The sequence below is a fragment of the Prevotella scopos JCM 17725 genome, assembly GCF_018127785.1.
In the GTDB taxonomy this organism is placed as follows: Bacteria; Bacteroidota; Bacteroidia; order Bacteroidales; family Bacteroidaceae; genus Prevotella; species Prevotella scopos.
On the sequence record NZ_CP072389.1, the window covers coordinates 920210 to 939308 of the forward strand.

Annotated in this window: 19 protein-coding genes; 9 read left to right on the forward strand and 10 right to left on the reverse strand. The window is 42.0% G+C overall.

The genetic code is table 11. The features are described 5' to 3' along the window. Positions 1-11 precede the first annotated feature (11 nt). Positions 12-710: a carboxypeptidase-like regulatory domain-containing protein gene (locus tag J4856_RS03475; protein WP_025836663.1), complete on the reverse strand. Its 699-nt coding sequence runs from the start codon at positions 708-710 to the stop codon at positions 12-14. Positions 711-960: 250 nt separating this feature from the next. Between J4856_RS03475 and J4856_RS03480 the strand changes: the two genes are divergently transcribed. Further along, the gene (locus tag J4856_RS03480) at positions 961-1221 is read left to right on the forward strand and encodes a hypothetical protein (protein WP_025836664.1); all 261 of its coding nucleotides are present in this window, start codon (positions 961-963) and stop codon (positions 1219-1221) included. Here the strand turns inward: J4856_RS03480 and J4856_RS03485 are convergent. The 4 genes from J4856_RS03485 to mtaB all read right to left on the reverse strand — a co-directional run bounded on the left by J4856_RS03485 (position 1191) and on the right by mtaB (position 5628). Beyond that, positions 1191-2045, reverse strand: coding sequence for a hypothetical protein (locus tag J4856_RS03485; RefSeq protein WP_143150334.1), 855 nt, complete (start codon positions 2043-2045; stop codon positions 1191-1193). The genes J4856_RS03480 and J4856_RS03485 overlap by 31 nt on opposite strands. Before the next feature lie 275 nt (positions 2046-2320). Continuing rightward, a complete protein-coding gene (locus tag J4856_RS03490; RefSeq protein ID WP_025836666.1) occupies positions 2321-3133 on the reverse strand; it encodes a gliding motility protein GldB-related protein in 813 nt (270 codons plus the stop codon). Between the two features lie 111 nt (positions 3134-3244). Then, entirely contained in the window at positions 3245-4282 is a 1038-nt protein-coding gene (locus tag J4856_RS03495; RefSeq protein WP_025836667.1) for a glycosyltransferase family 2 protein, read from the reverse strand. Next, positions 4279-5628, reverse strand: a complete 1350-nt coding sequence (mtaB, locus tag J4856_RS03500) for a tRNA (N(6)-L-threonylcarbamoyladenosine(37)-C(2))-methylthiotransferase MtaB (RefSeq protein WP_025836669.1) — start codon at positions 5626-5628, stop codon at positions 4279-4281. Before mtaB ends, J4856_RS03495 begins: the two co-directional genes overlap by 4 nt. Positions 5629-5971: 343 nt before the next feature. On the opposite strand from mtaB, the gene J4856_RS03505 reads away from it, so the two are divergent. Beyond that, positions 5972-6172, forward strand: coding sequence for a PG1828 family lipoprotein (locus J4856_RS03505; protein ID WP_025836671.1), 201 nt, complete (start codon positions 5972-5974; stop codon positions 6170-6172). Between the two features lie 197 nt (positions 6173-6369). Here the strand turns inward: J4856_RS03505 and J4856_RS03510 are convergent, their stop codons facing one another. From J4856_RS03510 to J4856_RS03525, 4 genes are all read right to left on the reverse strand, one after another. Further along, complete coding sequence (locus tag J4856_RS03510) at positions 6370-6720, reverse strand: hypothetical protein (protein ID WP_234967146.1); 351 nt, start codon at positions 6718-6720, stop codon at positions 6370-6372. A 171-nt stretch (positions 6721-6891) separates the two neighbouring features. Beyond that, positions 6892-7434: a hypothetical protein gene (locus J4856_RS03515; RefSeq protein ID WP_234967144.1), complete on the reverse strand. Its 543-nt coding sequence runs from the start codon at positions 7432-7434 to the stop codon at positions 6892-6894. A 171-nt stretch (positions 7435-7605) separates the two neighbouring features. Beyond that, positions 7606-7866, reverse strand: coding sequence for a SemiSWEET family transporter (locus J4856_RS03520; RefSeq protein WP_065367910.1), 261 nt, complete (start codon positions 7864-7866; stop codon positions 7606-7608). Between the two features lie 190 nt (positions 7867-8056). Further along, positions 8057-10747 (reverse strand): 3'-5' exonuclease, encoded by a 2691-nt coding sequence (locus J4856_RS03525; protein WP_025836673.1) that lies wholly within the window; start codon positions 10745-10747, stop codon positions 8057-8059. A 158-nt stretch (positions 10748-10905) separates the two neighbouring features. Between J4856_RS03525 and J4856_RS03530 the strand changes: the two genes are divergently transcribed. Together J4856_RS03530 and J4856_RS03535 are read left to right on the forward strand one after the other, a co-directional pair. Further along, on the forward strand, positions 10906-11427 hold the full coding sequence (locus J4856_RS03530; RefSeq protein ID WP_025836674.1) for a DUF6155 family protein: 522 nt from the start codon (positions 10906-10908) through the stop codon (positions 11425-11427). An 84-nt stretch (positions 11428-11511) separates the two neighbouring features. Then, entirely contained in the window at positions 11512-12003 is a 492-nt protein-coding gene (locus J4856_RS03535; protein WP_065367911.1) for an exonuclease domain-containing protein, read from the forward strand. Positions 12004-12580: 577 nt separating this feature from the next. Here the strand turns inward: J4856_RS03535 and pheS are convergent. Then, a complete protein-coding gene (pheS, locus tag J4856_RS03540) occupies positions 12581-13618 on the reverse strand; it encodes a phenylalanine--tRNA ligase subunit alpha (RefSeq protein WP_025836677.1) in 1038 nt (345 codons plus the stop codon). Between the two features lie 141 nt (positions 13619-13759). On the opposite strand from pheS, the gene J4856_RS03545 reads away from it, so the two are divergent. The 5 genes from J4856_RS03545 (at position 13760) to hflX (ending at position 19053) form a co-directional block, all read left to right on the forward strand. Then, positions 13760-14617 (forward strand): DUF4348 domain-containing protein, encoded by an 858-nt coding sequence (locus J4856_RS03545; protein ID WP_025836678.1) that lies wholly within the window; start codon positions 13760-13762, stop codon positions 14615-14617. 77 nt (positions 14618-14694) lie between these two features. Continuing rightward, positions 14695-15267 (forward strand): sugar O-acetyltransferase, encoded by a 573-nt coding sequence (locus J4856_RS03550; RefSeq protein WP_025836679.1) that lies wholly within the window; start codon positions 14695-14697, stop codon positions 15265-15267. Then, positions 15267-16328 carry a UDP-N-acetylmuramate dehydrogenase gene (gene murB / locus J4856_RS03555; protein ID WP_262502719.1) on the forward strand — a complete coding sequence of 354 codons (1062 nt, stop codon included), beginning with the start codon at positions 15267-15269 and terminating at the stop codon, positions 16326-16328. The genes J4856_RS03550 and murB overlap by 1 nt, the downstream gene beginning before the upstream one ends. A 227-nt stretch (positions 16329-16555) precedes the next feature. After that, entirely contained in the window at positions 16556-17350 is a 795-nt protein-coding gene (locus tag J4856_RS03560; RefSeq protein ID WP_065368069.1) for an MBL fold metallo-hydrolase, read from the forward strand. A gap of 452 nt (positions 17351-17802) precedes the next feature. Beyond that, positions 17803-19053, forward strand: coding sequence for a GTPase HflX (gene hflX, locus J4856_RS03565; RefSeq protein ID WP_025836685.1), 1251 nt, complete (start codon positions 17803-17805; stop codon positions 19051-19053). Positions 19054-19099: the final 46 nt, after the last annotated feature.

The following is a 19099-nucleotide window of genomic DNA, read 5'->3' on the forward strand; positions in this document are numbered from 1 at the left end:
AATCCTTATCCTTACTTACACTTCTTTTTATTCTTCTCCTTATGCGATTTCGGTTTATAAGTCCTATGACCATACACATCATCGTAGTTTGGCGTAACGATTACAACTTCTCCTACTATGGCATAGGCTTCCAGCACAATAACATTATCATCAGAATGCAAAAGAGAACTTACATGAACCTTCTTTGTCTTGTACCCGATATATGAAATAACCAACGAAGTGTCTGATGGTACTTTCAAGGCAAACTGTCCATCAATATTTGTTACATCACCCTTCTTTGTTCCGTCTATTACAATAGAAGCACCTATCAAAGGTTCTTTATCATCACCGCCTATTACCATTCCACGTACAACTACAGGTGATGCACAACCTTCAGAAAGGTCTACTACCTTTATATCGCCTTTCTTAGCTGTACGCACAGGAAGATTAGAAGTACTATCGGGCTTAACACCTTGCGCAGCAGCAGTCATCGGCATTACCGTAGCACAGATACCTGCAGCAATACCAGCCACCTTCATACCGAAGCCATTACCCTTACGTGCTTTTAACTCACGTTCAAGATAGCGTATTTCTTCCTCACAAGCAGGACAAGTACCTGCACAATCCCCCTTGTAATGACACTCTTTAGGCTGATAGCTGATACCATTCGCATCCGCTATCTGCTGCCGAATATCCTTTAGTAGCTTACAAGTACTCTTCCCTTTTGCCATAAATTATTATTTAACTTAAGTCTCCCACCCTCAAAAAGTTGACTCAAATAAAGTTCCTCCATAATCATTGGTAACCTTGTAGTGCTATACATCATTGATTATCAAAGAATTTAAGAGTAACGATTATGGATGCTAATTTAGATAATTTAAACGAGATATCCAAGCTTTTGAGCTTAAAAAAAGATGAGTAGCGATATTCTCTCACTTTTCTCAAAATTGGGTCTTGGTCATCTACTCAGCGTATGAGACCATGAGTGAATTGTTTGCCGACATGGAAGAAGACGTCATGGCACTTACACTATGGCATCGTGTACTGAAGTGGATAGAGAGATTGGTTACTGCTCTTTATGACGTTCTTGGGCTCTCTGTTAGTGAAATAGGGCAGTTAATTGTCAACAGCTACATCGAACCACCTTTCAAACATGCACAACTAGAAAAAAATCTCCCCCGCACCGAATGGAGAGGGGGAGAAACGTATTATTATTCGAAAGGACGTGTCCAAAAGCCATAACCACGGCTTGTTCCTACTATTTTAATTCTACTAGGGGTAAACCAGAACATATAAGAAAAGAACTTATGCTCTCCAGTATCTGGATAAATACTTGATGACCAATAAGACCCAACATAACCTATACCATTCAATCGACCCTCAAGATAGTTACCCATAGCAGGTAAGTAAAAATACTGAGAGGCTTCTGCTGCAGAAAGAGGCGTAGATAAGATACTAGAATAAACTCTATCCGTGCTCTCCTGTATCTTACGCAAATCCTTATTATCCGGTGTCTTGTTCGCATTAAAACCCGAGATATTTGCTTTTTTCTTTATCCACATACCACCCTTGTACAAATGGCCCATTACTGTCCAAAGTTCCTGTGTATCTGAATGAGGATCGCCCTTTTCTGCGTACCACACCATCTCGTTAACATTGGGCATATCCTTGCAAGTAACACTCGCTTTGTTAACAGCATAATTACCTATGATTACATTATACCAGCGATTATCTGATGCGGATTTAGCATAATTTGGACTATTTGCCTGGGTTGATGTTGTAGGCTGACCATCAGGGAGATTATTTTTCCATTCCCAACCAGTCCAATATTGTTTCTTGGCATCCCACATAAAATATCTGTCGCCGCTATAAGAACGAACATTTAAGTTGGATTTCACGTCATAGAATTTGTTCTTCTCATAATTGAACGAAGTCAAGACCATGTACACTTCTAAGCTTTGATAAGTAATCATCGTGCTCATGTCCCGCACATGTTGTGCGGACGCTCCGCACCATTGGTGCAAACGCTCCGCACCATTGGTGTTCATGCCCCGCACCATTGCCATAGATGACCTATCACATTACAATATAGTTTTAGTACAAAATATCTGGTTGCTACATACAAAGGGAGATAATATATAATAAGAGCGGAGGATTCAAATTATCACTGGACGCCTATCACCCACCACAAGTAACCATTATCCCCTAACACTCAACACCGAACTAGGCACTACAACCTAACAAACACAATAAACCCCTCTTGAAAACCATTCTTGCGGAAAATACCCGCTGATTTCAAGAGGGGAGTGTATGGTGCTTATAATATCTGAAGCTATAAAAACTAATTCTCAAGAACCTTAAACTTAGAAAAGTCTGCCATACGAAGCAGTTCCTCATACGAGGTCTTAGGATTCTTCTTCATATAATTCTCCACAGCTTCCTCATATCGACTATGATAAATGCGCTTTGTCATAACCTGATTGACAATCCATTGTATCTTGCCAATCTGCAAATCGCGCTCCAACTGCGGTCGCGATTCAAATTGCTGTAAAGGATAGACACTCACCAAATAAAACGTCAAGCAATCTGGAAGGATATACTCACGTGACATTTGCTTACGCTGTGTTGGCGTATAGAACTGCGCATACAATGGGAAGTTAGGACCAAGGTACTTGTCAAGTGAGATACCAATTGTACCATTACCTACCACGATACTCTGATCCAAAGCCGAAATCTGAGTATAGACTCTTGGGAGGGCAATATCAGGTAACGACTGTTTCAGTCGTGCGAATGCTGTGCTAAACTGATGATCCAAATCCTCCGTATTGACATACTCAGACTCTACGGCAGCAATAACAGACTGCAAGGTTGTATCTTGATAAAACTTCAAGAACTTTGTATTGATGTCTGGGTCGGTAATCTCACCTATCTTCACGACATTTTCTATTAGTGTACGCGTTTCAATAGGATACTCCGTGTTCATCTGCTGGAGTGCAGAGAAATCACCCGTCGTCAGATAACGATATTCTAAGCGGTCATAGCGATCTATCTCTAATAACATAGAATTTTCTTTCATGTCATCAGATGAAAGTCTGAACTGACAACCAACACAGGTGAACAGAACAACTAACAATATACAATAGAGATATTTCACAGGTTACTTTTTTACAATATTTGAGTATTGAGTGCAAATTTACTAAAATATATTTTAAAACACAAGCAATCTGCTAAAAATATTAAAACAAACTGCAATTATGTTGAATTTTCATTCAGGCAGATCACTAAAAACCTTACGTCCTTTCACATAATACTGCCATAAGAGAGCATACCGCTTACGACCATCGCATGTACAGAACGGAAGTTTTTCTCGCCTTTCAATCCTCTCATCAGGACGATTAGGTAAGCGCTCAAACTCGTGTCGCCACTTCTTAAACGCATGCCGTGCCGCAAATATTGCCTTGAACTCGCCCCAATTTCGATTCAATATCAGCGTTTGGAATGCAGCTAAGTAGTCTAAGAACCACCTTACACGCATCACGTGCTTGAGATCTTCTTCAGGTAAGTTCTTCCATAACATCGTCAGGTTATTACGGAAGTTCAGGAAGGTTTTGCGTGGGTTTGACTTCGGTAATGTGCCCCCTCCAACATGATAGACATAACTTTCGGGGAAACAGAAGATGCGTTTACCCATCTGATGCAGTCGCCAACAGAGGTCAATTTCTTCATTATGCGCAAAGAACCGCCCATCCAATCCACCTGCAGCCCAATAATCCGTAGCTCGTATCATCAGGCAAGCCCCCGTTGCCCAAAGAACCTCCTCTGCATCATCATACTGTCCATTGTCCTCTTCTATCGTGTCAAAGATGCGCCCACGACAGAAGGGATAACCATAACGGTCAATGAAACCTCCTGATGCACCAGCATACTCGAAGGCATCAAGATTGGCTACTGAGAGTAACTTTGGCTGACAGGCAGCTATCTCTTCGTGGGCATCCATCTCCTCAATGAGAGGCGTAAGCCAGTGGTGCGTCACCTCAACATCGCTATTCAGCAATACATAATATTCGCTATCCACCTGCTTGAGAGCACGATTATAACCTTCTGCGAAGCCATAGTTCTCTGTCAGTTCTATCACACGGATATTTGGATAAGAAGCTTTCAACCATGCGACAGAGTCATCTGTTGAAGCATTATCGGCTATGATAATATCTGCCTCTTCACGCGAGAAGGTCAGCACAGAAGGAAGATATTGCTCCATCATGCGTCGCCCATTCCAATTCAAAATAACAACTGCTACCTTCATAAGAGTTCTGCTTTTAATGAACTTTGGTCGAAATTAAATTCTCCCAAACGCACTCGGAGTATTTGGTTATCGTATTCTTCCTTCGCTTGATTAGGCGATAGTTCCACTCGAATATAATTATCCGTAAAGCCATGCATCGCCTTACCACGTGCCGCCTTCTCAAAGAGTACGTTTGCCTCCTGACCAATATGCGCTGCATAAAAAGCACGTGTCTTCTCATCCGATAGCTTCAAGAGCTTATGCGCACGATGTTTCTTCTCACGCTCATCTACCACGTAAGGGATTGACAAGGCCGCTGTCCCTGGTCGTTCTGAGTAAGGGAAAACATGGAGCTGTGTGACTGGCAGGGAATCAAGGAAGTTATAACAATCCTCAAAATACTCTGGTCGTTCACCACGAGAACCTACCATCACATCAACTCCGATAAAGGCATCAGGCATCTTCTCCTTAATCAATTTTATCTTATGTGCAAAGAGTGCCGTATCGTAACGACGATGCATCAGTTCCAACACCTCGTCAGACCCACTCTGAAGTGGGATATGGAAATGTGGCATAAATGCTCGTGACTCTGCACAATAAGTTATCAACTCATCATCGATCAAGTCGGGTTCCAGCGAACTAATACGGAAACGCTGTATTCCCTCTACCTTATCTAATGCCTTAACGAGGTCTAAGAAGCTTTCACCCGTTGTCTTACCAAAGTCACCAATGTTAACTCCCGTAAGTACTATTTCCTTTCCGCCCTCACCAGCTACCTCTTCCGCCTGTGCAACAAGCGACTCAATCGTTGGGTTACGTGAGAAACCACGTGCGTAAGGTATGGTACAATAAGTACAGAAGTAATTGCAACCATCTTGTACCTTTAAGAAGTAGCGTGTACGGTTACCACGCGAACAACTTGCCTGAAAACTCTTAATATCCTTTGTACGTACAGAGTGGTATTCGCCCTCTGACTCTTTTTCCTTTGTTGTATCAACCTTATTCCATGCATCACTAAGATATTGGACAAGGTCGGCTTTCTCATTACTACCTAATACCAGATCGACACCTTCAATCTTAGCCACTGTTGCACTCTCAAGCTGTGCATAACAACCGGTGACAATAACAAAAGCACCAGGGTTGTTGCGTACCATACGACGGATAATCTGACGACACTTATGGTCAGCAACTTCTGTAACTGAACAGGTATTGATCAGACAAATGTCTGCTTGCTCAGATTTCTTCGCCTCACGTACGCCCATATTATATAATGTACGCGCGAAGGTACTTGTCTCTGAGAAATTGAGCTTACAACCCAACGTATAAAACTTGGCTGTCTTGCCTTGAAATGCTGCTGTATCTATCATATAACTTGCAAAGTTACAGTAAAATGAACACAATACCAAAGAATTAGTCTCGTTTACACACTATAAAAGTGTGAGTATAGCAAAGAAAAGAACGAAACTAAGTTATAAAACAAGACTTAAGAAACTTAAAAAAGTAAGTGATTTAAGATTGTGTAGGCACACACAAATTTGTTTAACATTTATTTAACGTTTACATATCACTGGTTATCAATGCGTTACGATTTTGTTACAAAAAAGGCTCAAAAAAAGTTCTAAAAATATTATTGCCGAATAAAAAAAATACTTACCTTTGCATCGTTTTAACAAACAAATGATTGTTTTACAGATTTAAAAAGCAAAGAAAATGAAGAAATTAGTTTTAATGTTCGTAGCTATCGCAGCTATCTCTTTCGCATCTTGTGGTAACAACTCTAAGCCAGCTGCTAACGCTGACTCTACAGCTGACTCTGCTGTTGATTCAACTGCTGACTCTGCTGTTGTTGATAGCGCTAACGCTGATTCAGCTGCTGCTCAGACAGCTACTCCAGACTCTGTTAAAAAGTAATCAGAGCACGAACAGAAAAAGAGAGAAATTGGCCGCAGGACATCATGTCTTGCGGTTTTCTCGTTTATAGAAGTAAGGTAATTCAGGACAATGGTTACCCTATAGCATACTGACTATCAAAGGATTGCTGTGGAATGAAAGAAAAGCAGCAAGCTTTGTGCAGCAAAAAAAAGATAAGTGGCGTCTCTAAAATCGTCCTATTCATTTACAATAATTCCTTTATCCAAGTTTATTGTAAGCCTCTTACGCTCCTTCCCAAGGTCTTTCAGAAACCTGAAATTCACCCTATAGTCTTCACGAGTAATCCCTGCAACGCCCTTTTGATAGATGACTCTATAATCTGAAAATAAAGCAACATCCGCCATTAAAACACCCTCTTTCTTATAACCTAAGTATTGCTGAAAATAGCAGTCAAAGGGAAGAAACTCATCTTGATGCCCATGAATATACTTCCTTACGACACTCTTAGCGAGTTCAAACTCTTTATCATTCAGTTGCTTTGGAACCTCTGTTCTTATCTTGCCAAATAACGGGTCTCCATTATCCATTACCGCTTTCTCGGAAATAACATTGTATATCTTTTGTCCCGTCTCATCCTTTGGGTAGACATACACAGTATCATATGGAGAATGAACGGTTGTTACTTTTCGCGTCTTTGTTGTGCAACAGAATAGAAGGAGACAAGAAAAGATAAGTAGTATAGTCTTCATACGCTTCGATTAATTGTTTTTCAACGGAATATCCCCTACAAAAATCCATACAGATTGACTCCTTCCGTTCTCACTTTTTATTAAAGGTGAGAAGATACTATCACCATTTTCTCGTGCAATGGGGTACCGCTTATTCATAAACCAAACGGCATCCTTCGTGCGATAAAGCTTCATCTTGATATAAGGTTTATCTGAAACATAATAGCCACCATATTCTTTCAAATCCTCATTATTGGGGAAGTCTTGCACCAAGATACCCTCTGTCAGTCCCTCACCTGTTATGGTATGAGAGAGGACACCATCGGTATATACCCATCCATGTAACAGCGTAAAGAACTTATTTCCGATACCTATTGGAGCCGTATTGAAGTCGTAATCTTCGCATTCCATGATGACAATGTCGTCCTTGAACTCCTTTAGATATTCCCTCTGGTCAGGAAAATGACCTACTGCGACTCCCGAATCCTTCTGCCCATCAGCCGTCTTTGTCTTGCAGGCAGTCAGCAGAAAGGAGAGAAAGAGCAGTGTTAGAACTGTTTGATATCGTTTCATATGCATCGTTGTTGTTCGTTTGTAGTGTTCGAAAATAGGTGCTGTTAGCTACGCCAAAGATAATAAAAGTTTTGCATACGACAATGTAATTCTACTGATTTTCAGCCATAAAACAAAAATCCTCTTCATCCGAAAGAATGAAGAGGACGCACATTTTATATTGTTTTGAACTTACAATGCAGTGAAAGCAGCTACAAAACCAAAGATGATACCCGGTGTGTTAGCAATCGCCAATGGCCAGTCACGCTTCTCTTTGAACAATCCGTAAGCAACCCACAAGGTACAGTTAACACCTGCCATAAATGGCTGAATGAAGGTTCCCTTCTGCCCTGCTAAGTTGTTTTCTATCTGTGGAAAATAGAAAACATACATTAACACTGATGTTACCATACCAATCCAACCCATAGAGGTGAAGAACTTTTCTTTTGTCATATTATTCTGATTTTATTTGTTTATGAATACAAGAAGGATTTAGTTTATATCTTTTATTTACCTATCTAACATTTCATTCTAACGCTACAAAGATACAAATTATTTCTTTTTTAAAACAAATGATAGACAAAACATATCGTTTCATCTGTTACTTTCTTATTTTATATCAGTTATTTGATATAGCTGAATCCTAATTAAAATACTTTTGAATACTATCCATTAGGGGTGTCAATTCACGATTGAAAACCCTTCCATGGCGGTCGACCATCTGCAGGGCATAGGCGATGAACAGCCTACGCTTAGCACGCGACATGGCAACATAGAACTTACGAGCGTCTTCCTCGTCCTGCTGTTTCGTCTTGTTATAGGCGTTCGGGTAGCGTCCATCGGCTGCATCAAAGATGATAACATTATCAAACTCCAGTCCCTTTGCCTTATGAACAGTCGTCACATAGATACGCTCAAGAATACTCTTACTATTGCAGAAGTCGGCTTCTTTCAGCGTATTAATATCCATTACGTACTGCGAGAGCTGTGGTGCAAGGGCATTAGCAACCGTTTCGTCTATCAGCATATCTATGCGGAGGTAACGGAGGATATAGTCTAATCGGGGGATGTCATTGATTAAGCCATCTGAACGAAAGGCATTATAAGCAGTAGAGAGTTCGTTTACAAGGGCTGGTTCATGGTTGGTTGATAGCTGATAAAGTCGGTTGACAGCCTCTCGATAGCATTCGCCATAATTGCTACGGAGCACATTAGCAAAGGGTTTCACCTTCGGATGGTGGATGAAAGCCTCTTGTTGTGCTTGCTTCTCACGTGCTTTCTCAGCACAGAGGTGTGCAAGACTGACCGTAGCCCTCACATCATCAATTGCCTGATGACTATTAACACCTGTCAGTTGGAAGGTTTCAAGCAGGCTTTCCAACTTATAAGAATGAAGGCTCGGAGCCAAAAGTCTTATCAGTTTGAGCGAATCAAAGCAACGATTCTCGTGTGCCTGCATCGTGTCATTGCAGTAGCGTTGCAGATTGTTGTCCAATATGTTGTAATCATAGTTAGCATTATGACCGAGAATAGGACTGGTCCCAACGTAAGCAAGGAAACGTCGTAAGGCATCAGAGGGAGAGAGTAATTCGCCAAAAGACATCTTCTCATGATAGATAGCATACATCGGATTCTCCTTATCTCCGAGCATTGGTAGAATCGGTTTATCGGTCTCTATGTAGAGGTCGAGCGGTTCGCCAACCACTTCCTCACCCTTGATTCGGATGGCAGCAATCTCTATAATGTCGTCATTGAACACGTCTAAGCCAGTTGTTTCGGTATCGAAAACAACGATTTCTTCCTCGTTGTAGGCACGAAGAAACTCAGCTGTATAACAGCTTTCGGGGTAAAGAAGGAAGTCGGATGGCGATAGTGCCAACTGCTTTAGCTTCCAATTAAATCGGCGAGCAAGGGCATGAGAAGGGAAGGCACGCACCCCTTTCATGATACGTGTCCACGCTATAGAATTATGTTCATTGGAGAGTACACTCAAATGTGCCAACAATAGCTTGACATCTGGTGTATCGAAGAGGTCGCGACCAGACACCTTAAAGTGGGTCAGCCCTGCTTCCGTCATAGCTTCACTGATACGGTCAGCATCCGAATTAGCACTAACGATAACGGCTGTACGCTCTTCCTTATTTTGCTCATAAAGGCGGAGAGCCTCAGTGGCAATATCCTTATGTTCAGCTTCAATCGTACTACTATGTATGATTCTCAAGTCTCCCGACGTAGCCTTAGTGTCATTATCGGAAAGAGGGAGTAGTTCGCGGTCTATCTTCAGTTGCTTTTCTGCATAGTCATTAAAGACGTCAAGTAGATATTTTGGTGAACGGTGGTTACGCTGCAGATGATGTATATTACCCTTACAGCGCATCTTCAAGAGGGTCAGTGTCTCCACTTTCGCCCCCATAAAAGAGAAGATAGCCTGCTGTTCATCGCCTAAGTACATCACCATCGGGTTGTCTTCTGCTGTCAGTAAGTCGATGATAGCAAGCTGCATACTGTTAAGATCCTGCACTTCATCGACCTGTATCCATGGATAACGCTTGCAAGTGGGGTCAGAATGATAGATATCGTATGTATAGAGGAGCAAGTCTTCAAAGTCAAAGAGGTGATTCTCCTCCTTGTATCGGGCATAACAATTAGCGTAATACATCTTCCAGAGCAGTACACGAATCCTATCCGCCGTCTTTGCATCAAGCCTGGGTGCATTCGCTTCGTCCATATATTCCTGTGCATGATGATAGATATTCACTACCGCCTGTTCGTCATATTCAATCTTTTGTGAGGCACAGATATGCTTTACAGCTTCTCTATCGTCATCTGTAAAACTCTCTGGATGAAGGTAATACTTCCATGAATGGCGGTGTTCCATCTGATAGATGAAATGCTGAAAGAAGATAATCGTCTGATAACCTTTGTATCGGTTGAAGTCTCTTGTCACTCCCTCTTCATCTTCATTACGATAATCAGCGATAATACTCACCGCCTCTTCGTCGTCAATAATAGCAGAATCAGCTGGAATCCTACCCTGCTCAAAAAGGAACTTAGAGCAAAAACGATGCACGTTACCTACCATCAGTTCCGAGAAATCACCTCCCACTACCTTTTGAATACGGTTGGTCATCTCCCTTGCAGCACGGTTGGTGAACGTAAGACAAAGCATATCCTCATACTTCACACCCCTTTCTCGTGCGTATCTTATCCTCTCTGCGAGGATATGTGTCTTACCACATCCTGGCGATGCGAGCACAAGATGATGTCCCTGACTGGCTTCAACAACAGGAATCTGATATTTATCTAAACTTGATGTGTAACTTTTTTCTTCCATAGAAAGTATTTTTATAGCAGTAGATGCTCCTTCTGCAAAAGTAAGAAAAAGATTGGAAATAACTCGTTATCAAGTTAAAAGAATAAAAAATAAAGTTGTAACTTTGTGCATAACAACTTTATATTACTAACAAACACTAATGTGGAGAGGACTCTGATATGACCAAATTAAAACTGAAGAAACATCTTGCAGTACTACCAAAGGAAGACGTAATAAACCTTGTGTTAAGTCTGTATGATGCAAGCGCAGAAGCGAAGATGTATCTGGAAATGTATCTTACACCTGATTATAGTGCAGCGTTGGAAAGATACAAGAAGATTATCCGTAACGAATTTTTCCCCGCTCGGGGCTTTTATGATAAGCCCTCATTTGCAACATGTCGGAAGGCAATCTCAGATTTCAAGAAGTTGAAGGCTGATGCCATCAGTCTTGGAGATTTGATGCTTTACTATATAGAGTTGGGATGTGAATACACAATGACCTTCGGTGATATGTGGAAACAGTATTATACTACATTAGAAACGAATTTTGAGAAAGCTCTGAAGCATATTTCCGACCATAACCTTGAGGAACATTTCAGACCGAGAATTGAAAGTATGCTTAAGTCAACACAATGTGGTTGGGGCTTTTCCGATACCTTATGGGATATGTATTATGACTATTATGGTTGTCAAGAATGAACAAAGAGACTTTGTCTAAACAAACATAGAGCGTCATCTATAGAATTAAAATATAGAAAACAACTAACAAATTTATAAAGAACTATGCAGGACTTTGCAGCGATTGACTTTGAAACAGCAAACTTTGAGCGGTGTAGTGTATGCTCGGTGGGTGTGGTAGTAGTAAGGGGAGGAGAGATTGTTGACAGCTTCTATTCGCTTATACAGCCCGAACCGAATTACTATCATTGGCGATGTACGGAGGTGCATGGACTTACCTGTGCAGATACTGATGGTGCACCCGTATTCAGCGAGGTGTGGAAGCAGATAGAACCAATGATAGAAGGTCTGCCATTGGTAGCACATAACGCACCATTTGACAAAGGTTGTTTGAAGGCTTCTTTCTATACCTATCAAATGGATTATCCCGACTATGAGTTCTTTGATACGCTGAAAGCAGCACGTCAGATGCTTCCTCATCTTCCAAACCATCAGTTGCAAACGGTTTCTTTGGCTTGTGGTTATAAGCTAACCGACCATCATCATGCCCTTGCTGATGCAGAGGCTTGTGCGTGGATAGCACGTGAGATATTGTAGGGTGATGGGTGGTGGATGGTGATGATATGTTACGTGAGAAATACTGGTGATAACTATGAAAGGTGTTTTCACAAAGGTTAGTCACCACTATATTTATATAAAGTTACCATTACCTTTCCATACAAAGGATATCAAGAATAAGGTTCGTACCCCTCTTCAACAAACGTGCAGAAGCCCCGAGCTTGTTGTGCTAAGGCTCCGCTTACGTAGTGCTAAGGTCCCGCACGCATCTTATTAGACGCTGGACACATGAAAGAACGTTAGCAACACGATTGCTATATACCGTTAGAAAGAAGTTTGACGACTCTAAGTTTGTGGAGAACTTCTACCTAATTAGGACTTATACGATATCTGAAACCACTCATTAAGCAGAAGATATAAGAACGAGAATGGGTGTTGATGAATAGCATAAAACTTCATCAACACCCATTACTTATTATCAAAAATCTATAAAGTTTTTACTCCTTACAGCGTATAACTCGAAGATGTCAGCTATAGAAAGGGTTATTCATCAACACCCATCACTTACCACCGAAGTGACCATCAACACCTAACAGTTAACACCCAACACCCAACACTACGCACCTTCAAACTCGCGGAGGAAGCGGGTATCATTCTCAGAGAAGAGGCGGAGGTCGCTGACGCGATACTTGAGGTTAGCAATACGCTCTACACCCATACCGAAGGCATAACCTGTATAAACATTAGGATCAATACCACAAGCCTCAAGGTCGTGTGGGTCAACCATACCACAACCGAGAATCTCAACCCAGCCAGTATGCTTACAGAAGCCACAGCCCTCACCGCCACAGATGTTACAACTGATATCCATCTCTGCACTTGGCTCCGTGAATGGGAAGTAACTTGGACGAAGACGAATCTTAGTATCAGCCCCGAACATCTCACGCGCAAAGGTGAGAAGCACCTGCTTTAGGTCGGTAAAGCTAACGTTCTTATCAACGTAAAGTCCCTCTACCTGATGGAAGAAGCAGTGTGCACGAGCTGAGATTGCCTCATTACGATACACACGACCTGGGCAAAGAACACGAATTGGAGGTTCGTGTGTAGACATATAATGTGCCTCGTCATTAGAAGTATGGCTACGAAGAATAACATTCTTTGTAACGTCCATCGTATTGCTACGCTCAATGAAGAAGGTATCTTGCATATCACGTGCAGGATGATCAGCAGCGAAGTTCAACATTGTAAAGACGTGCTGGTCATCATCAATCTCTGGACCCTGATAGAGTGTGAAACCCATACGAGCAAAGATATCAATAATCTCGTTCTTCACAAGCGTCAAAGGATGACGTGTACCGAGGTTAATAGGATAAGCAGTACGAGTCAAATCGATATCATCACTCTGTGCCTCACTTGTTTCAAGCTGGTCCTTGAGTTCGTTAATCTTGTTCTGTGCACTTTGCTTAAGTTCATTAATCTTCATGCCGACAACCTTCTTCTGGTCGGCTGCTACATTACGGAACTCACCCATCAACGCATTGATTTCTCCCTTCTTACTGAGGTATCTCAGACGGAGTTGTTCTACGTCATCGGCACTCTTTGCTGTGAGTGTGCTTACTTCCTTGAGAAGTTCTTCTATCTTGTCTAATAACATAGTTCTTGATTATTTTCCTGCAAAGGTACAATTTATAATCGTAACGGAGAAATTACCCTAATATAAATTTATAAAAAACCTATCTTATTAGAAATAAATATCGTACATTTGCAGGAAATTTGAGATGAATAAAAAGAGAGTATGAGAAAAGCTTTTTTACTTATTGTGTGTGTGTGTGTGGCGATGATTACAGTCACCACAGGTTGCTCTAATAAGAAAGTAGAGGGTGCCGACAGTGCTAAAACGGACTCCACAGCTGAAGAGGAAGCTGACACTATCGACAGCGTTGACTCTGCCACTGGAGTGATTGCCGCTACTCCAATGCCAAAGGCAGCCGACCAATTGTTTGACGATTTCTTCTTCAACTTCATAGCTAATAAGAAGTTACAGATGAATCGTATTAAGTTCCCATTACCTATCGTGAATGGTACCAAGACTACCGAGTTATCCCGCAAGAAATGGAAGATGGATTATTTCTTCCGTAAGCAGGGTTATTATACGCTTATCTTCGACAATGAGAAGCAGATGGAGTACTCAAAGTCAACCGACTTGGATAGCGTTATCGTTGAGAAGATACACTTAAGAAAAGGTACGATAGAGCAGTATTGGTTCGATCATCAGGATGGTAGCTGGAAATTGAACCAGATTCGCACCATTCCTTTCAAAGAGAGTTATAACGCCTCTTTCTATAGCTTCCTTTCACGATTCTTTGCGAACGGCGGTAAGGGTGCTGTAAAGAGTCCATTGGCTTATCATGGGGCAGATCCTAATGGCGAAGAGACAAACATCATCAACACCACAATTCCTGCCGACGAATGGTCATCATTCCTACCAGAGATTCCAAATGACATGATTTACAACATCCTATATGGTCAGAAATATTCTGCGTCTAACCGCAGAATTATCACCTTCCGAGGATTGGCAAATGGTGTTGAGACACAGCTAATCTTTAATTTGAATGGTAAAGATTGGCGCTTAGAGAAGATTGTAGCTTATTAATGAACAGACCCCTGCCGAGAGATTGGCTGTGGGTCTTTCTTTCATCTTATTACCCAGCTGTTTAATATCTGTTGCCTATGAAGAGTGAGCGCCAGAAAGCCTTAGAGGGTGAGTTGTTCAATGCAATTGACCCGGAGTTGCAGGAGATGACACTACGTACAAAACGATTGGTGCGCAGGTTGAACGATTGCGACTATGCTGACCGCGAAAGCAAGCGCAAGATTATCGAACAGCTGTTTGGCTCTGTAGGTGAGCGAATCCATATAGATGTGGACTTTCATTGTGAGTATGGGATCAATATCCACTTAGGCAACTGGGTGATTATCAATATGAATTGCACCTTTGTAGATAATAGCCGTATTGACATCGGTGATAATGTCCTCATTGCTTCAGACGTTAAAATCTATACTGCGACGCATCCCGTCAATGCCAAGGAACGGATGGTCGCCGGTGGTGGATGGACCGTTTATGCGAAACCTGTTAAGATAGAAGATGGTGTGTGGATTGGCGGAGGAGTGGTTATCCTGCCTGGTGTGACGATTGGCCGTAATGCGGTGATAGGTGCGGGTGCGGTAGTGACAAAGGATATACCTGCCAATGCGGTGGCTGTAGGCAATCCTGCAAGAGTCATCAGATATCAGGAAGGATAATCCCTTCTTGTAAACAGAAACAAAGGGCAAAGCTAAAAAGGAATAACAAAAATATGAAAATAGAGAGTGACTATAGTCTCTTAGAGCATAACACATTCGGCATTGATGCAAAGTGCCGTCGTTTTATAGAATACGCATCTGTAGAGGAAGCACAGGAACTTGTGCGCTCCTTGAATGCAGAAGACTATCCGCTACTGATTCTTGGTGGAGGTAGTAACCTTCTACTCACAGATAATTACAAGGGAACAGTTCTACACTCGGGTATCTCTTTTATAGAGCAACTCGACAATGAACGTGTACGCTGTGGCTCTGCTTACGTATGGGATGACTTTGTAGATTATTGCGTTGCTCACAATCTCTATGGTGCAGAGAACCTTTCTATCATCCCTGGTGAGTGCGGAGCGAGTGCTGTTCAGAACATTGGTGCTTATGGTGCTGAATCAAAAGACTTAATAGAAGAGGTGGAAGCAGTAGAGATTGCCACTGGCGAAGTACATCATTTCAAGAATGCCGATTGCGAATACAGCTACCGACAGAGTAAGTTTAAGCATGAATGGCGTAACAAATTTCTCATTACATCAGTCACCTATCGTCTTTCCAAGAATTATGACCCAAAGCTCGACTATGGTAACATTCGTGCTGCACTGGCTGAGAAAGACATAGAGAATCCTACGGCAGCAGAACTCCGTCAGACAATTATAGACATCCGTAATGCGAAACTCCCCGACCCAGAAGTTATTGGTAATGCTGGTAGTTTCTTTATGAATCCGATTGTTCCTAAGGCTAAGTATGAGGAATTGGCTGCGCAATATGAGCGTATGCCTCATTATACTATCGATGAGAATCATGAGAAGATTCCTGCTGGATGGATGATTGAACAATGTGGTTGGAAGGGTAAGGCTCTTGGCCCTGCAGGTGTTTATGAGAAACAAGCGTTGGTATTAGTGAATCTTGGTGGTGCAACGGGCGCCGACATCGTCCGCCTTTATGAGGCCATTCAACGTGATGTAAAGGAGAAGTTTGGGATTGAGATACATCCGGAGGTGAACACCATTCCATAAAGCCTCCCCCAACCCCTCCGAAAGGAGGGGAGTGCTAAAACAACGGTAGCTACTTCTTTAGGTTGTGGTATGGTTTAATATTAAGATATATCATAACAACTGCAACATCCAGCCATAGACATTCGTTATAAATAAGCCTTTAATTAAGAAATACTTATAAAGCATCAAACCAACTCTTAAGAACATATCTGTTGAAACAAGAAGAACATATAAGCAACGAACAACCCATCAAGGACTCCCCTCCCTTCGGAGGGGGCGGGGGTGGCTTTACCTTCCTTGGCACTGGCACATCCAATGGTGTACCAGTACTCGGTTGCAATTGTGAGGTATGTAAGAGCAAGGACCCTCGTGATAATCGATTGCGCACCGCTGCTTTATTGGAAACAGATGACATGCGTATCGTCATTGATTGTGGTCCAGACTTTCGTCAACAAATGTTACCACAACCCTTCCGTAAGATTGACGGCTTACTGATTACGCATATCCATTACGACCACGTTGGAGGCATTGACGATGTACGCCCCTTTTGTATGTTGGGCGATATAGATGTCTATGCTAACGCCAGCACCTGCGAAGGATTACGCCACAATTTCCCTTATTGCTTCACAGAAAATCTCTACCCAGGAGTTCCTAAGTTGAACCTTCACAGTATTCTACCCCACTCTCGCTTTCATATTGGCGACATCGAGGTGATGCCTATTTCCGTGATGCACGGAAAACTTTCTATCCTTGGCTATCGCTTTGGCAAACTCGCCTACATCACAGACATGAAAACCATTGACGATGAGGAACTTCCTTATCTCGAAGGCGTTGAGACCTTAGTAGTAAATGCACTACGATGGGAACGTACACACCACTCCCACCAACTCATATCAGAAGCCATAGCTTTCAGTCGGAAGATTGGAGCTAAACGCACTTACCTCACTCATCTTACCCACAAGATTGGTTTACACGAAGAAGCACAAAGACAACTCCCAGAAGGTGTATTCTTTGCATACGATGGTTTGAAAATAGAGATCTAATCTGTCATCTTCGTAAAAGAGAAATCTCGTAATATCAAGCTCTGAAAGTAAGAGTACCTTCAAGAATAATTAAAGAGACTCAAAATAGAAAACCTATATACTCTATATTCAACTGAAAACCATAACCTTACAAGAATAAAAACCAGTCTAAGAACTATCAAACAAACGACAAGTTCCAAATTATTTTCATGAAGAAAAATATTTATGTTCACGTAAATAATTATTTCTTTTCACGTAAATAATTATTTTTTTCATGTAAATAATTTGCAAGAAGAAGAAAGTTCAAAAGAAAAACACACGAAAGAGTTTTACTAAAGGACATAAAAACGGAGTTTATCATTAGCTTTTTTCAGATTTTATGAGTAACTTTGCCATGTGGCAGTGTCTAACTACTCGAGTGGTAGGGAAGTACACTTTTCAACACAAAAACAAGCAATAATAGAAATTACTGAATGAAAGAATTTATCATATCTGACGTCAAGGCTGAAACAGCCGTTCTTGTTGGTCTTATCACTAAGGAGCAAGACGAGGAGAAGACGAAGGAATATCTTGACGAATTAGAGTTCCTCGCTGATACAGCTGGTGCTGTCACTGTGAAGCGATTCACGCAGAGGGTGACAGGGCCAAGTGCAGTGACGTACGTCGGCAAGGGTAAACTTGAAGAGATAAGAGATTACATCAAGATGATGGAGGACGAGGATGAACCTATTGGTATGGTCATCTTCGACGATGAATTGTCGGCTAAGCAGATGCGCAATATCGAGCAAGAACTCGGCGTAAAGATATTAGACCGCACATCTCTCATCCTCGATATCTTTGCAATGCGTGCTCAGACTGCCAATGCCAAGACGCAGGTTGAGTTGGCACAGTACCGCTATATGCTCCCACGTCTGCAACGTCTGTGGACTCACCTGGAGCGTCAGGGTGGTGGTTCTGGCTCTGGTGGCGGTAAAGGTTCGGTAGGTCTGCGTGGTCCAGGTGAGACACAGTTGGAGATGGACCGCCGTATCATCTTACAGCGTATGACACTCTTGAAGCAAAGACTTGCTGAGATTGACAAACAGAAGGTGACACAGCGTAAGAACCGTGGTCGCATGATTCGTGTTGCCTTGGTCGGTTACACGAACGTGGGTAAGTCAACCACCATGAACCTCTTGGCTAAGAGCGAGGTATTTGCTGAGAACAAACTCTTCGCAACACTCGACACAACCGTACGCAAGGTCGTTGTTGACAATCTTCCTTTCCTACTGGCTGACACCGTTGGATTTATCCGTAAGTTGCCAACAGACTTGGTTGACTCGTTTAAGTCAACACTCGATGAGGTGCGCGAAGCCGACCTTCTCTTGCACGTTGTAGATATCTCTCACCCTGACTTTGAAGAACAGATACAAGTTGTCAACCAGACCTTGTCAGAATTGGGGTGTGCCGACAAACCTTCAATGATTATCTTCAACAAGATTGACAACTATCATTGGGTAGAGAAGGAAGAGGATGACCTCACACCAGCCACAAAGGAGAATATCACTTTGGACGACCTGAAAAAGACATGGATGGCTAAAGAACACGACAATTGTCTCTTCATTTCGGCTAAAGAAAAAGAGAATATCGATGAGTTCAGGGAGGTACTTTATAAGAAAGTGCGTGAACTCCACGTGCAGAAGTATCCTTACAACGACTTCCTTTACAATATCGAAGAGGAATAAAGATTATTGGGCTAATAGGGCTAATAAGCCCAATAAGGCTAATAAG

Excerpts from the sequence above, each read along its gene's own strand:
- J4856_RS03510 (WP_234967146.1), bottom strand. The coding sequence starts at position 6,720 with ATGGATAATGGAGACCCGTTATTTGGCAAGATAAGAACAGAGGTTCCA.
- J4856_RS03485 (WP_143150334.1), bottom strand. The coding sequence starts at position 2,045 with ATGGCAATGGTGCGGGGCATGAACACCAATGGTGCGGAGCGTTTGCAC.
- J4856_RS03495 (WP_025836667.1), bottom strand. The coding sequence starts at position 4,282 with ATGAAGGTAGCAGTTGTTATTTTGAATTGGAATGGGCGACGCATGATG.
- J4856_RS03550 (WP_025836679.1), top strand. The coding sequence starts at position 14,695 with ATGAAGAGTGAGCGCCAGAAAGCCTTAGAGGGTGAGTTGTTCAATGCA.
- J4856_RS03545 (WP_025836678.1), top strand. The coding sequence starts at position 13,760 with ATGAGAAAAGCTTTTTTACTTATTGTGTGTGTGTGTGTGGCGATGATT.
- J4856_RS03525 (WP_025836673.1), bottom strand. The coding sequence starts at position 10,747 with ATGGAAGAAAAAAGTTACACATCAAGTTTAGATAAATATCAGATTCCT.
- J4856_RS03535 (WP_065367911.1), top strand. The coding sequence starts at position 11,512 with ATGCAGGACTTTGCAGCGATTGACTTTGAAACAGCAAACTTTGAGCGG.
- J4856_RS03505 (WP_025836671.1), top strand. The coding sequence starts at position 5,972 with ATGAAGAAATTAGTTTTAATGTTCGTAGCTATCGCAGCTATCTCTTTC.
- J4856_RS03480 (WP_025836664.1), top strand. The coding sequence starts at position 961 with ATGAGTGAATTGTTTGCCGACATGGAAGAAGACGTCATGGCACTTACA.
- J4856_RS03530 (WP_025836674.1), top strand. The coding sequence starts at position 10,906 with ATGACCAAATTAAAACTGAAGAAACATCTTGCAGTACTACCAAAGGAA.
- J4856_RS03520 (WP_065367910.1), bottom strand. The coding sequence starts at position 7,866 with ATGACAAAAGAAAAGTTCTTCACCTCTATGGGTTGGATTGGTATGGTA.
- J4856_RS03515 (WP_234967144.1), bottom strand. The coding sequence starts at position 7,434 with ATGAAACGATATCAAACAGTTCTAACACTGCTCTTTCTCTCCTTTCTG.
- pheS (WP_025836677.1), bottom strand. The coding sequence starts at position 13,618 with ATGTTATTAGACAAGATAGAAGAACTTCTCAAGGAAGTAAGCACACTC.
- hflX (WP_025836685.1), top strand. The coding sequence starts at position 17,803 with ATGAAAGAATTTATCATATCTGACGTCAAGGCTGAAACAGCCGTTCTT.
- mtaB (WP_025836669.1), bottom strand. The coding sequence starts at position 5,628 with ATGATAGATACAGCAGCATTTCAAGGCAAGACAGCCAAGTTTTATACG.
- J4856_RS03475 (WP_025836663.1), bottom strand. The coding sequence starts at position 710 with ATGGCAAAAGGGAAGAGTACTTGTAAGCTACTAAAGGATATTCGGCAG.